Consider the following 13669-nt stretch of genomic DNA (forward strand, 5'->3'; position numbering starts at 1 on the left):
TGCCACAATAAGGGGAGTTTAAGCAGACTTTGTGGGCACACAATTACTTAGGCTGTATATACTTTATGGCTATGCCCCCAGTGACTGCGTTCGAGGCAGACCGGTGGATGGACAGCGATGAGCACCCCACCGGTCGAGGCAGCTCGTTCAAGGGGTTTGTGAACCCGGCGCTCGAAGCCCCGCGCCGGTTCCTGAAGTTCGCCTCCACCTCCCCCGGCCTACTCACCATCGTCTCGACGATCCTGGTTTTGGCCATTCTCGCCGCGGGCGGGGCAATGGTCTACAGCTCGCAGAACCGCCAGGCGCAGCTGAACACCTTGGTCAGCCAAACCGAGCCGCTATCGGATGCGGCGCAGGAACTCTTCAACTCCCTTTCCGTGGCCGATTCCGTGGCCACCACCAGCTTCCTGCGCAAGTCCACCACCGACGCCGCCACCCGGGACTACGACGCAGCAATGTCCAGCGCCTCGACCTCCCTGATCCGCGCCACCAGCGGCATCGACAACATCGAGTCCCGGGAAATGGAACTGGTACTGCAGATCCAGAACTCCATGCCGGAGTACGTGAAGCTGATGTCCAACGCGCAAACCCACGACCGTCTGCGCAACCCCGTCGGCGCCTCCTACCTGGCCCAGGCCTCCACGCTGATGCAGGACACGATGCTGCCGGCCGCCCAGGAGCTCTACTCCCGCACCTCAGAGGAGGTCTCCACCCAGCAGGCGAAACTCTCCGCTCCCCTGTGGTTCCCACTGTCCGGCATCGTGGCGGCGATCATCATGCTGGTGATAGCCCAATTCTGGCTCGCAGCATTGACCAATAGGCGCCTCAACCTGGGATATGTGGCGGCTACTGGGCTTATGCTATTCGCCCTCGTATGGGCGTCAATAAGCGCTGCCCTGACGTGGCACGCGGGTAACCAAGACGTGCAAGGCACCGTGCGACCACTCGAGCAGCTCACGGCAGTGCGCATCTCGGTGCAGCAGTCGCGCACCCAGGAAGCGCTGGGGCTGATTCAGCGCGACTACGGCGAAGATCGCCAGCAGGAGTTCTCGGATGCCATGGCGGACATCGACAGCAAGCTGGAAGGCCTGCGCAACCAAGTGAGCCACCCCGAGCGCATCGATACCGCCCGGGAAGCGCTGCGCTCGTGGGACGAATCGCACGCGAAGATGGTCTCCGAGCTGAAGAATGGCCGTTACACCGAAGCGCTGGCCGCGGCGCTGGACACGAAGGTCAGCGAGGAAAAGCAGGATGGAAAGAAAGACCTGCGCGCCGCCGATGAAGATACGTCCGACTACACCGTCGTGGACAACGAAATGCAGGAGCTCATCAGCAGCACCCGCGAAGAACTGCGCGACATCCTGGTGGAAGGCCGCACCGCCGCCGGCCGCGTGACCAACCTCGTACTGGCCCTGACAGTGCTCTCCGCACTGTGCGTCTTCTTTGGCACTAGGCCCCGACTGCAGGAGTTCCTCTAATGAGAAAGCAAGCGTTCAAGCCTGTAGTCGCCGCGCTGACGGTCGCGGCCATCGCCCTCACCTCGGCCTGCGCCACGGAAAACCCCAGCCTGCCGGAATGGCCTTCCGTACAGCACAATTCCAGCGACGATCTGCCCTACGGCGCGACGTATGTACAGCCCGACGAGGTTCCTAGTGACGGTGACGCCGCATCGGATTCGAATGAAAACATCGACAACACTGGCGACGAAGAGCCGTTTGGCTCTATCAAGCCGGATACCCGCGAGCCGAAGGAGCGCGTGCCGCAAATCATGCGCCGGGGTCGTCTGGTGGTTGGCGTGGCCCAATCCCTGAACCGGCTAGGCTTCCGCGACCCGGTCTCCGGCGACGTCGCGGGCTTCGAAGTGGACCTGGCGCGCGAGATCGCACGCGACATTTTCGGCGACCCGAACAGAATCGAGTTCCGCTACGTAGAAAGCCGCGAACGCGCAGAGGCGCTCAAGAGCGGCGACGTGGACATCGTGGTGCGCACAATGTCGCCGACGCTTTCCCGCCAATCGAAACTGGAGTTTTCCATCCCCTACCTGCAGGTTCATTCGCGCCTGCTGGTGTTGAGCGACTCGCAGATCCAAAGCTTCGACGACCTGCAGAATAAGACAGTGTGCGTGACGCGCGACTCGACCTCCGCGGTGCGCATCAAGCAATACGACGTGGGGCGGCTGCTGCTGACGCAGGCATGGACTGATTGCCTCATGGCCATGCAGCGCTTCCAGGCCGATGCGATCTATACGGATGACGCGATCCTCACCGGCCTGCGAGCCCAGGATCCCTACACAACCCTGGTGGCCGACGCGCCGGAGACGAGCTACTACTCGGTGGCGATCTCCCCGCCGGGATTCCCAAAGCATACGACCGGGCTGGTGATGCAGGTGAACTCCACCATGGAGAGGATTCGGCGCGACGGAACGTGGAGGAACCTCTATGACACGTGGCTGGCGGACTACTTAGGGCCGGCGTCATCACTACCGATTAAGTACCGCACCGAGGAAGAGACGAAGGAACTCAACAAGATCCGGCGAAGGGAGGCGAACGGTAATGCAGAATAACGACAGCGAACCGGAAGAGCGCACCGAGGCCGTAGAATTCGACCCCTTCGCCGACAGCGAACCAGAAGAACACACCGAAGCCGTAGAATTCGACCCCTTCGCCGACAGCGAACCAGAAGAACACACCGAGGCCGTAGAATTCGACCCTTTCGCCGACGACGAAGACACAGACGCGACGGTGCAGCACACCGAACCCGTGGGTAACCCGGCGAACGCCGTGGACTCCGGCGAGCGCTCGCGCATCGAGGCGCTATCGACGTTCCGCAAGAGGCGCGGCACGCACCGCTCCGGCGCCTCCGTGGCCGACGGCATGGTGCAACTTCCGTTCATCCCGCCGACGAACCCGGAAGACGCAGTCATTGACCCCAGCGCAGCGATCGAGAAAGGCGTGGAAGCACCGACACTGAAGGCCGGCGACATCATCGCAGGCCAGTACGAGATCCTCGGCCCCATCGCGCACGGCGGTCTGGGCTGGGTGTACATCGCCATCGACCACAACGTCGCCGACCGCTACGTGGTGCTCAAAGGCATGATGGCCACGGAAAACGAGCAAGAACGCGCGGTCGCGGAATCCGAGCGGGCGTTCCTGGCGGACATCACGCACCCGGGAATCGTGAAGATTTTCAACTTCATCGACGACCCACGCTCCCCCGGCGGCTTCATCGTGATGGAGTACGTCGGCGGGCCATCGCTGCGCGGGCAGCGGCGGAAGCTGTCGGCCGGGGTGCTGGATCTGGACGTGGCGATTGGCTACATCCTGGAGATCCTGCCCGCACTGGACTACCTGCACTCCCGCGGCGTGGTCTACAACGACCTGAAGCCGGACAACATCCTGATCACCGAGGACCAGGTGAAGCTGATCGACCTGGGTGCGGTGACAGGCATCGGCGCGTTCGGGCACATCTTCGGCACCAAGGGTTTCCAGGCCCCGGAGATTGCCAAGACCGGACCGACCGTGGCCAGCGACATCTACACCGTCGGCCGCACCCTGGCCGCACTGATCGTGAACCTGCCGGTGGAAAACGGAGTGTATGCCTCGAGGCTGCCCACCCCAGACGAAGAACCGCTGTTCCGCGAGTATCTGTCCCTGTACCGCCTGTTGCTGCGGGCCACGGACGAGGATCCGGAGGCGCGCTTTAGCTCCGCCACCGCCATGGCTAACCAGCTGATCGGCGTGCTGCGGGAGATCCTGGCTATCCGCGACGGCCGCCACTACCCGCACCTCTACACCCGGTTCACCGCGCAGCGTAGTACGTTCGGCACCAAGCACATTGTGTTCCGCACCGACCAGCTGGTCGACGGCGTGGTGCGCTCCGTGGAGATCTCCGTGCCGGAGGTTGTCAGCGCCCTTCCCACCCCGCTGGCCGATTCGCAGGACCCGGGGTATGGCCTGCTTTCCGCCACCAGCTTCACCGAGGCCGGGGACCTGCTGGATACCCTGCGCGCTGCTTATGCCCAGCCGGAGCTGAAGCACTCCGTGGAGATTCCGCTGACGATGGTGCGTGCGCTGCTGGACGTGGGCCAGACGCGCGAGGCCCACAATCTGCTGGACGAGCTGAAGCCGCGGTTGGAGAAAGACTGGCGCTTCCAGTGGCACTCCGGGGTGGCGGCGCTGCTGACGGGGCAGTTCGCGGACGCGCAGAAGTTCTTCAACCGGGTGCTGTACATTCTGCCTGGTGAGCCCGCCCCGAAGCTGGCGCTGGCCGCCACCGACGAGCTGTTGCTGCAGCAACAGGGCGTGAACTCTACGAAGCTGCTGAGCGAGCACGTCTCCCGCGCCGCTTCTGCCCTGGCTTATGCGCAGAAGTTGCCAGTTAAGGATTACACCGGGGTGCCCAGCTGGGAGCACGTCACGCTGGATCCGGTTTCCCTGCGCTTCCACGCCATGCGCCTTTACGGGTTGGTGTGGGCTACGAACCAGTCCACTGTTTCCAGCGCGTTTGGCCTGGCCAGGCAGCTGCGCGCGGAGGGTATGGTCGATTCGGCGGTGGCTGCGTTGGACCGGCTGCCGCAGGCCTCGCGGCACAATCGTCTGGCACGGTTGACGTCTATCTTGTTGCTTATTTCTGACGCCAACAGCCTCACCGAGTCCCGCATCCGCCGTGCGGCTAGACGTTTGGAGACGCTACCGACTAACGAGCCGCGCCTGCCGCAAGTTCGCATCGCAGTGCTGAGCGCGGGTCTGAATTGGCTGCGTGGCGCTAACGACGGCCCGGACGGCGGTGCGGGGATTGCCGGAGTTGGAACTGGTGGCAGTGCTGCTGGTGTCGCTGGTGTCGCTGGTGCCGGCAGCTCGGTTACCGGAGCTGGCGGTACTGGCGCTGGCCGCGGCTCCCGCAAGTCCAAGGGCAAGCGCAAGCGCAGTGCCGTGAACAGGGCAAACGTAGGTTCTCAGGTCAACCGGAAGGCAGCTGCGGCTCCCCTGTTCGACGTGCAATTTACCGAGCGTGGCCTGCGCACCGGCTTGGAGAAAAGCCTGCGTCAGTTGGCCCGCCAGGCTCCTTTTGCCCGCCACCGCTACGACTTGGTGGACATGGCCAACCAGATCCGCCCCCGCACCTGGTTCTAGCTGCGCACCTGCCCTCCCATTCCAGCTGCGCAACTGCCTTCTCATCCAAGCTGCGCACCTGGATCCCACGTCACGCCCCGCACTCCCCCTCCCCTGAGTGGCAAATGTCGCTAGAGCGGGAATCCGTGCGCCCCCAGAACGGCAAATGTCGCTAGAACGGGAATCCGTGCGCCCCCAGAACGGCAAATGTCGCTAGAACGGGAATCCGTGGAGGCGCAAGAACAGATCTCGCGAAGCGCAAGCTCCTGACCTGCGCCTTTACATTAATGAAAACTATCTGCATTAACGTATTCCCGTTCTAACGACATTTCGTCCCCAGCGGAGCCCTAAATGCCACAGGCAATCCTGCATTTTCACCCAACGAGGCACGCATTCCCGTTCTAACGACATTTCGTCCCCAGCAGGGGCAGCCAGAGCAACCCAGCGCCCCGGCAAACCCCTACCGCTGCTTTGGCCAGGTCAGCCCTCACCGGCCAATGCCAGCTGGAGGAAACCCCTACCGCCGCTCGGCCAAGCAGGCCCTACCGCTGCTCGGCCAGCTCCGTCGCCTGGCGCGCGATCGCCAGCTCCTCATTCGTCGGAACCACGAACACCTTCACCTTGGAATCGTCCGTAGAGATCTCCCGCGCGCCGACGATCCCCTCGGAGTTCTCATTCCGCGCCTCGTCAATCTCAATACCAAAGTTCTGCAGGTCAGCCATGGCATCGCGGCGCACCTGCACCGCGTTCTCGCCCACGCCCGCGGTGAACACAATCGCATCCACGCCACCGAGGATCAGCATGTAAGAGCCAATGAAGCGGCGCAGCGCGTGGATGTACACGTCGTAAGCCAGCTGCGCATTCTCATCGCCGTCCTCGATCAAGGCCTTCAGCTCGCGGAAGTCGTTCACGCCAGCCATGCCCTTCAGACCGGACTCGCGGTTCAGCAGCTTATCCGCCTGATCCACCGTCATCCCGCCGGAGCGCGCCAGGTGGAAAATAATGCCTGGGTCAATGTCGCCGGAACGGGTGCCCATCACCAGGCCGGCGAGTGGCGTCAATCCCATCGTCGTATCAACAGCCACCCCGCCACGGATCGCGGCGGCCGAAGCACCGTTGCCCAGGTGCAGGGTGATCTGGTTGACCTCCTCGGCGGGCTTGCCCAGCAGGTCCGGCACCTTGGAGGACACGTACTCGTGGCTGGTGCCGTGGAAGCCGTAGCGGCGGATGTTGTACTCGTCGGCGATGTCCTTCTTGATGGCATAGTTCGCCGCATGCTCCGGCAGCGTGGAGAAGAACGCGGTGTCGAACACGGCCACGTGCGGCACGTGCTCCAGCAACGCGCGGGCATTCTCGATGCCGTCGATGTTGGCGGGGTTGTGCAGCGGCGCCAGCGGGATGAGCTCCTTGAGCTGCTCGATCACCTCGTCGTCGATGAGCACGGGCTCTGTGAACGTCGCGCCACCGTGGACCACGCGGTGCCCTGCTGCTACCAGGTCTAGGTCTTGGGGTCCGACGCCCAGTAGCGTCATCATGCCGAAGGCGCGTTCTAGGCCAACAGAGTGGCTGAGGATAGGGCGATTGTCTTCCATCTTCGACGTTTCCGTCTGAATCTGGATGTGCCCCTTCTTCTCACCGATCTTCTCGACAATGCCGGAGACGAATGGGTCCGCCGTCGCGTTTGCTTCCGGGTCGAGGACTTGGAACTTGATAGAGCTGGAGCCCGAGTTGAGGACGAGTACGTACTTGGTCACTTTTCTTCTCTGTTCTTTTCTCTTCTTCTGTTGGTGCCGTTTGCCGCTCGGCCGGCGGTTTGGCTTCCGCCGGTCAGCGCCTGCACACTCTCGGCCCGCGCCACGGCCGCCGGCCTTCCGGCTAGTTGGCCTGGATTGCCGTAATCGCCACGGTGTTCACGATGTCCGGCACGGTCGCGCCACGCGAGAGGTCATTCACCGGCTTGTTCAGGCCTTGCAGGATCGGCCCCACGGCCAGCGCATCGGCGGTGCGCTGGACCGCCTTGTAGGTGATGTTTCCGCAGTTCAGGTCCGGGAACACGAACACGGTTGCCTGCCCGGCCACGTCAGAGCCCGGCAGCTTCTTCTGGCCGACGGATTCCACCACTGCGGCGTCGAACTGCAGCGGCCCGTCGAGTGGCAGGTCTGGGTTGTTCTCCTGGGCCTTCTTCACGGCGGCGGCCACAGCCTCCACGTCCGCGCCCGCGCCGGAGGTGCCGGTGGAGTAGCTCAGCATCGCCACCTTCGGCTCGATGCCGAACTGCGAGGCAGTCTGCGCGGACACGGCGGCGATCTCCGCCAGCTGGTCGGGGGTGGGGTTCGGGTTCACGGCGCAATCGCCGAATGCCCACAGCACGCCGTCCATGACCATCAGGAAGATGGAGCTAACCACCGACGAACCCGGCGCGGTCTTGATGATCTGGAACGAGGGCTTAATGGTGTGCGCGGTCGTGTGGGCCGCGCCGGAGACCATACCGTCGGCGATTCCCTTGTGGACCATCATCGTCGCGTAGTAACTGATGTCCTGCATGGTCTCGCGCGCCTGCTCCAGGGTGATGCCCTTGTGCTTGCGTAGCTCGGCGAACTCGGCGGCGAACTCCTCCAACTGGTTGCCCTCGGTTGGGTCGGTCAGCGTGGCACCGGAAAGATCCAGCCCCAGCTCCTTGGCACGGCCGGCAATCTCATCCGGATTGCCCAGGATGGTCAGCCGGCACACCTTGGCACGCAGCAGCTGGTCGGCGGCGGTGAGGATGCGGTCGTCCTCGCCTTCCGGCAGCACGATGTGCGCGTTCTTTTCGCGAGCCTTGATCAGCAGGTTGCGCTCGAACAGCTCGGGGCCGATCACGGGCTCCTTCGCCGCGCTCGCCCCCGCGGCACTCCCAGCCCCGCCAGCCCCCGCACCAGCATCAGCCCCGCCGGCTGCTGCCTCCGCGATGCCTTCCAGCGCGATGTGGCGAATCGCCTGCCCTTCCGCCTCGACAGCGTTGGCTGCGGCGGCAGCTGCGGAGGCGGTGGCGTCAATAAAAGAAATACCGGCGGGCTTGCGGCCCGAGCGCACGAGCTGCCCGGAGGCCAACTGCAGCGCCGTGGCGTCGGCTGGGCTGCCAGCGAGCAGGTAGTGGGAGGCGCCCGCGGCGGCGGCGAGGCGCGAGTCGAAGGTGATCTCTCCGGTACCTAGCAGTACGGCGCCAGCACCGGCAGCGGCTCCGGCGCCGACCTTAGCGTCGTAGGCCGCGTCGAGGGCGGCGGCGAAGTCGGGCGCGGAGGGGCGGATGGTGTCGAAGATGTCGACTGCCTCTGCCTCCCCCAGGGCGTCCAAGATGTCGGAGCGGCGCGCGGCGGCGCTCGCTATCGGCGAGATGACGGCGTTCGTGCCAGTTCCTTGGGGCGCGATAGACGACGCGATAGACACAGCTCACATACCTTCCTCAATGGAGTTCCACTTCACTTCCATTGTGCCTTGGCAGCCCCGTACTAGCGAGGCACGCACGGAAGGTTCGCCCTCGCCCTACCCCCTGGCGCGCTCTTTCTCGCGCTGTTGTACGTTCGTTCTTTCTTCTTCGTATTGACGCCCACTTGCCCGCCCCTCGGCGGACTCCGCATCGCTGTCCACGGCGGCTTGCTGGGGGTCTTCCGGTGCATCGTCGCCGGTCAGGGAGCGTTCCAGCAGGGAGCGCTTGCGGACGACGACGAGGGCGACGATCACTGCGAGGCCGATCAAGATGACGGCGACCACGCCGAGGAAGCCGAAGTAGTTCACCAGGCGGCTGGAGTTCAGCAGCATCAGCAGGCCGCCGACCACGCCGCCAAGTACTTCTGGCTTCATAATGGTTACGATCCAAGCGGCGATCGGGGCGGCAATGGCTCCGCCGACCAGCAGGCCGACGACTGGCTGCCAGTTTTCCGCCAATTCCGAGCCCATGCCTGCGACGAAGCCGGCGGTGGCGGAGATTGCGACCAGGAACTCGGCGGTGTTTACCGTGCCGATGATGCGGCGCGGTTCGGCCTTGCCCACGCTCATCAGGGTGGAGGTGGTTACAGGTCCCCAGCCGCCCCCGCCGGAGGCATCCAGGAAGCCACCGGCCAGGCCCAGGCCTGCCAGGCCGAAGCGGGAGCGGCGGGTGGTGGATACCGGCTGGGTGTTTTCATTCTTCTTCCACGGCACGGCCACGCTGCGCACCAGCACATAGGCTCCGAGGAGCACGAGCAGGGTGGACACAACTGGCTCGGCTGCCTCGGTGGAGAGGTTACTGAGCACATAGGCACCCGTGAACGCGCCGATGGCGCCCGGTACGCCGAGAGCCAGGACGGTCGGCCAGTGGACGTTCTTCAGCCGCCAGTGCGACAGGCCGGAGAACAGCGTGGTGCCAACCTCCGCGAGGTGAATGGCGGCGGAGGCGTGGGCGGGGCCCAGGCCGGAGAAAATCAGCAGAGTGGTTGCGGTGATGCCGAATGCCATGCCCAGCGCGCCGTCGACCAACTGGGCGGCCACGCCGACGAGGGCAAAAATCAAGATCTTCATGAGGGGTTAGTCCTTGCTGTCTGTGTGGGGGCTTTCCGTGAGGGAAAAACTTGTTGTGAGGGGCTAGAAGGGCTAGTGCGCTTGTTGCAGGGCGCGACAGGCGCGGTTGATGACGACCGGGGCGATAGCGTCACCGAGGTGGCGCGTACACTTCCGGCCGTTTGGCATTCGGATCTTGGCTTTGTCCCAGAGCAGGCCGGGGCTGACGAACAGCGGGACGGTGACGGTGCGTTCGTCTGCGAACTCCAGCAGCGCCTCCGTGTCCCGGCCCGGGTTGTCCCCGGTGGCGACGAAGGCGCGGGTGCTGCGCATGTTCAGGCGGGCGCCAACGCGGCCGGCGAACTCGGCGACGGCCTCGTTCGCGCCCGGCTGGCTGGAGCCCACGGAGTACAGCGCGAGCTTGTCGATGCTGCCAGCCACGGCATCAGCGCTCGCGGTGCCAGTTCGTACGGCGTTTTCAGCGCTCGCGCCGCCCGCGGTGCCAGAGTTCACACTTTCCGCGAGGTACTGGGCCGTGAAGTCGGCGACCAGCTCCTCCATGTCCGCACCGGTTCCCAACCCGTCCGTGAGGTGGAGGGTCAGGCCGGCGGACGAGGTGGCGTCAATAGACTCAACGGCCTCGGCGATCGCGGCAGGAACGTCGAAGCGAGCGTGGAAAGCCTGCGTGAACAGCAAAGGAACCACCACCGCCTCCGAGTAGCCCGCCGCGACGACGCGGTGGGCGACCGTCGTGAGGGTGGCGGGGTGAAAGTCCAGGAAAGCGGCGAAGGCCGGCAGCCCAGTGCTCTCGGAAATGCGCTCGGCGATCTCGAAAACCGCCTGGTCCGCCTGCGGGTGGCGGGATCCATGCGCCAAGCAGATGATGGGTGCCGGCCGGGTCATGCTAGTTCACCAGACCTGCGGTCAGGGTGTCGCCACTACCTGGGTTGATCAGCAGCAGCGAACCGACGCGACCACCGCGGCGGTAGGTTTCGACGGGCAGCGGCTCGGCCACCGTCACGCGCACCTCCGCGATGTCGTTGAGGGCCAGCTCGTCGGCGCCACCGTGGGCAATCTCCTCCTCGCTGCGGTTGCGGCCGGAGATGTCCACGCGGCGGATGACCTCGTCCACGCGGCCGCGCACCAGCGCGGCGCCGTAGCGCACCAGCACATTGCTACGCAGGCGCACCGGGGACTCGGACAGGTGGAAGACCGTCGCGGTGAAGGACTGCTGCGGCTCCGGCAGATCCGCGGCGGCAATGATGTCCCCACGGGAGAGGTCAATATCGCGGTCCAGGCGCAGGGAGACGGACTCGCCGCGGGTGGCGGTCTGCTGCTCTCCTGCCGGGCCGTCGATGCCCTCGATGATCGCCTCGCGGCCATCGGCCAGCACCTTATCGCCGACGGACACCTTGCCCGCGGTAATGCGGCCGGCGTAGCCGCGGTAGTCGGTGGCGTGGTCGCGGATGACGATCTGGATCGGGAAGCGCAGGCCGCGCTCTACATCGGCGATGTTCTTCGCCGGCTCGGTGGTCTCCAGGATCTCCAGCACGGACGGGCCCGTGTACCAGGGAGTGTTCTGGCTGCGCGCGACGACATTGTCGCCCAGCAGCGCGGAGGTCGGGATCACGTCGACGTGCGCCAGGCCCAGCTCGGAGACCAGCGCGTCCACGTCGGCCTTCACGTCGTTGAAGACCTGCTCGCTGAAATCGACCGCGTCGATCTTATTGACGGCCACGATCACGTGGGAGATCTTCATCATCGCCGCCACGGTCAGGTGGCGACGGGTCTGCTCGATCACGCCATTGCGGGCGTCAACCAGAACAATGACGAGCTCCGAGGTGGACAGGCCAGTGACGGTGTTGCGCGTGTACTGCACGTGCCCCGGAGTGTCGGCCAGGATGAAGCTGCGCTTGTCGGTGGCGAAGTAACGGTAGGCCACGTCGATGGTGATGCCCTGCTCGCGCTCGGCGCGCAGGCCATCGACCAGCAGCGACAGGTCCGGGTTCTCCAGGCCCTTGGCATTGGAGACGCGCTCTACGGACTCATACTGGTCGGCCAGGATGGACTTCGTATCGTGCAGCAGGCGGCCCACGAAGGTGGACTTGCCGTCGTCGACGGAGCCGGCGGTGCACAGGCGGAGGGTCGGCAGGTTGGTGGACATCAGAAGTAACCTTCCTTCTTGCGATCCTCCATGGAGGACTCACTGAGCTTGTCGTCGGCACGGGTGGCGCCGCGCTCGGTGGTGGTGGACTGGCGGATTTCGTCGATCACGTCCTCGATGGTCGTGGCGGTGGAAAGGACGGCGCCGGTGCAGCTCATGTCGCCGACGGTGCGGTAACGCACGGTCTTCTCGACCAGCTCCTCGCCTTCCTTCGGGCCACCCCACTCGCCCGGGGTTAGCCACATGCCGTTGCGGTTGAAGACCTCGCGCTGGTGGGAGTAGTAGATCGCCGGGACCTCGACGTTGCGGTCGCGGATGTAGTCCCACACGTCGGCCTCGGTCCAGTTGGAGATCGGGAACACGCGGATGTTCTCGCCCACCTGGTGGCGGCCGTTGTACAGGCCCCACAGTTCGGGGCGCTGGCGGCGCGGGTTCCAGCCGCCGAAGCTATCGCGCACGGAAAACACGCGCTCCTTGGCGCGGGCCTTCTCCTCGTCGCGGCGGGCGCCGCCCAGCACCGCGTCGTAACCGCGATTCTGGATGGTCTCCACCAGCGGCACGGTCTGCAGCGGGTTGCGGGTGCCGTCCGGGCGCTCCTGGATGGCACCGCTGTCGATCCAGTCCTGGACGGCGGCGACGTGCAGGGTTACCTTCGGATCCGCGGCGATCTTGTCGCGGAACGCGATGACCTCCGGGAAGTTGTGGCCGGTATCCACGTGCACCAACTCGAAAGGAACTGGTGCGGGGTGGAAGGCGCGCTTCGCCAGCTCCAGGACCACGACGGAATCCTTGCCGCCGGAAAACAGCAGCGCGGGGCGGTCAAACTGGCCTGCTACTTCGCGCAGGATCTCGATTGCTTCCGCCTCGAGGCTCGCCAGGTGCGGCGAGAGGGCGGTGGTGTTTTCATTGCTCATGTGTGAAGTCCGCATTCTGTCTTGTTAGAGTCGGCCCAGCGGCCGGATCGGGGGTCCTGTCCTTCGGCGACCGGCAGGGTGCAGGTTTCGCAGCCGATCGACGGGTAGCCCTGCTTGGTCAGGGGGTTGATGATCAGGTCGTGGTCGTTGATATACGTCTCCACGTCCTCGTCGCTCCAGGCGACGATGGGGTTGATCTTCAGCCGGCCGGTGCGGTCCACGTCCAGCACCGGGGTGTTGGCGCGCAGGGCGTTATCCACGCGGCGCACGCCGGTGATCCAGGCGTTGAAGGGGTTCAGCATCCGCGCCAGCGGCTCGACCTTGCGCATGCGGCAGCAGGCGGTGTTGTCGCGGGAGTAAAGGCGCGGGCCGTAGACCTTGTCCTGCTCCTCGCGGCTGAGGACCGGAGTGATGTTTTCCAGCGGCAGGTTGTAGCGCTGTTGGACCTTGTCACGGGTCTCGAGCGTTTCGGCGAAGTGGTAGCCGGTGTCCAGGAAGACCAGCTCCGCGCGGTCTTCCGCCAGGCGTCCTTCCGCCAGCTCGGCCAGGACGGTGTCCTGCATGGACATGGTCACGGCAACCTTGCCGGGCACGTGCTCGGCTACCCATTCCATGATCTCTTCAGCGCTGGCGCCTTCTAGCTTGTCGTTCCACTCAGCGACGAGCTGCTCGTTAGCGGCTCTCTCTTCGTCGCTCAGCGGTGTGGTCTTGGTCGGCGCGCCCTGCGGACTCTCGGCTGGGTCTCGGAAGTCATCCGAATTCCCGCCGAGCAGGCCGGTCGCATCTACCAGGCTCATGAGCTCCTCTTCTCGGGGTTGATGTTTGGTTTGTCGAAGTGTGCTTCTTAAGAACTCGGGGGAACTCTTGGCTATTCCCCAGACAGACCGATCGGTCTGCTCTGGTTTCCACCACAATAGACCAATCTGTCCATTCCTACAACCGGGTTCAAGATTCTTTGTGACGCC

10 protein-coding genes are annotated in these 13669 nt (G+C 64.7%); 3 read left to right on the forward strand and 7 right to left on the reverse strand.

All coding sequences use genetic code 11. The features are described from left to right. The first annotated feature begins 65 nt into the window (after positions 1-65). From L8V00_RS06850 to L8V00_RS06860, 3 genes are read left to right on the forward strand one after another with little or no spacing between them, the layout of a single operon-like run. Positions 66-1478: a hypothetical protein gene (locus L8V00_RS06850; protein ID WP_035004767.1), complete on the forward strand. Its 1413-nt coding sequence runs from the start codon at positions 66-68 to the stop codon at positions 1476-1478. Beyond that, a complete protein-coding gene (locus L8V00_RS06855; RefSeq protein ID WP_239316328.1) occupies positions 1478-2563 on the forward strand; it encodes a transporter substrate-binding domain-containing protein in 1086 nt (361 codons plus the stop codon). Before L8V00_RS06850 ends, L8V00_RS06855 begins: the two co-directional genes overlap by 1 nt. Next, complete coding sequence (locus tag L8V00_RS06860; protein ID WP_269944581.1) at positions 2553-5132, forward strand: serine/threonine protein kinase; 2580 nt, start codon at positions 2553-2555, stop codon at positions 5130-5132. Before L8V00_RS06855 ends, L8V00_RS06860 begins: the two co-directional genes overlap by 11 nt. 521 nt (positions 5133-5653) lie before the next feature. On the opposite strand, the gene L8V00_RS06865 is transcribed toward L8V00_RS06860, so the two are convergent. From L8V00_RS06865 to L8V00_RS06895, 7 genes are all read right to left on the reverse strand, one after another. Next, entirely contained in the window at positions 5654-6865 is a 1212-nt protein-coding gene (locus L8V00_RS06865) for an acetate kinase (protein ID WP_269944582.1), read from the reverse strand. Positions 6866-6986: 121 nt separating this feature from the next. Then, positions 6987-8531, reverse strand: coding sequence for a phosphate acetyltransferase (gene pta, locus L8V00_RS06870; RefSeq protein WP_420840048.1), 1545 nt, complete (start codon positions 8529-8531; stop codon positions 6987-6989). A 102-nt stretch (positions 8532-8633) separates the two neighbouring features. Then, positions 8634-9647 (reverse strand): sulfite exporter TauE/SafE family protein, encoded by a 1014-nt coding sequence (locus L8V00_RS06875; RefSeq protein ID WP_269944584.1) that lies wholly within the window; start codon positions 9645-9647, stop codon positions 8634-8636. A 72-nt stretch (positions 9648-9719) separates the two neighbouring features. Further along, positions 9720-10529: a sirohydrochlorin chelatase gene (locus L8V00_RS06880; protein ID WP_269944585.1), complete on the reverse strand. Its 810-nt coding sequence runs from the start codon at positions 10527-10529 to the stop codon at positions 9720-9722. A 1-nt stretch (position 10530) separates the two neighbouring features. Next, positions 10531-11790, reverse strand: a complete 1260-nt coding sequence (locus tag L8V00_RS06885; protein WP_269944586.1) for a sulfate adenylyltransferase subunit 1 — start codon at positions 11788-11790, stop codon at positions 10531-10533. Continuing rightward, the gene (gene cysD, locus L8V00_RS06890; protein ID WP_269944587.1) at positions 11790-12704 is read right to left on the reverse strand and encodes a sulfate adenylyltransferase subunit CysD; all 915 of its coding nucleotides are present in this window, start codon (positions 12702-12704) and stop codon (positions 11790-11792) included. Before cysD ends, L8V00_RS06885 begins: the two co-directional genes overlap by 1 nt. Continuing rightward, complete coding sequence (locus L8V00_RS06895) at positions 12701-13501, reverse strand: phosphoadenylyl-sulfate reductase (protein ID WP_269944588.1); 801 nt, start codon at positions 13499-13501, stop codon at positions 12701-12703. Before L8V00_RS06895 ends, cysD begins: the two co-directional genes overlap by 4 nt. Between the last annotated feature and the right edge of the window lie 168 nt (positions 13502-13669).

The sequence above is a fragment of the Corynebacterium evansiae genome (genome assembly GCF_027570065.1).
Classification (GTDB): domain Bacteria; phylum Actinomycetota; class Actinomycetes; order Mycobacteriales; family Mycobacteriaceae; genus Corynebacterium; species Corynebacterium evansiae.

Bases quoted from the DNA above. Each gene is read 5' to 3' on its own strand.
- L8V00_RS06880 (WP_269944585.1), bottom strand. From the start codon at position 10,529: ATGACCCGGCCGGCACCCATCATCTGCTTGGCGCATGGATCCCGCCAC.
- L8V00_RS06895 (WP_269944588.1), bottom strand. From the start codon at position 13,501: ATGAGCCTGGTAGATGCGACCGGCCTGCTCGGCGGGAATTCGGATGAC.
- L8V00_RS06860 (WP_269944581.1), top strand. From the start codon at position 2,553: ATGCAGAATAACGACAGCGAACCGGAAGAGCGCACCGAGGCCGTAGAA.
- L8V00_RS06885 (WP_269944586.1), bottom strand. From the start codon at position 11,790: ATGTCCACCAACCTGCCGACCCTCCGCCTGTGCACCGCCGGCTCCGTC.
- cysD (WP_269944587.1), bottom strand. From the start codon at position 12,704: ATGAGCAATGAAAACACCACCGCCCTCTCGCCGCACCTGGCGAGCCTC.
- L8V00_RS06850 (WP_035004767.1), top strand. From the start codon at position 66: ATGGCTATGCCCCCAGTGACTGCGTTCGAGGCAGACCGGTGGATGGAC.
- L8V00_RS06875 (WP_269944584.1), bottom strand. From the start codon at position 9,647: ATGAAGATCTTGATTTTTGCCCTCGTCGGCGTGGCCGCCCAGTTGGTC.
- L8V00_RS06855 (WP_239316328.1), top strand. From the start codon at position 1,478: ATGAGAAAGCAAGCGTTCAAGCCTGTAGTCGCCGCGCTGACGGTCGCG.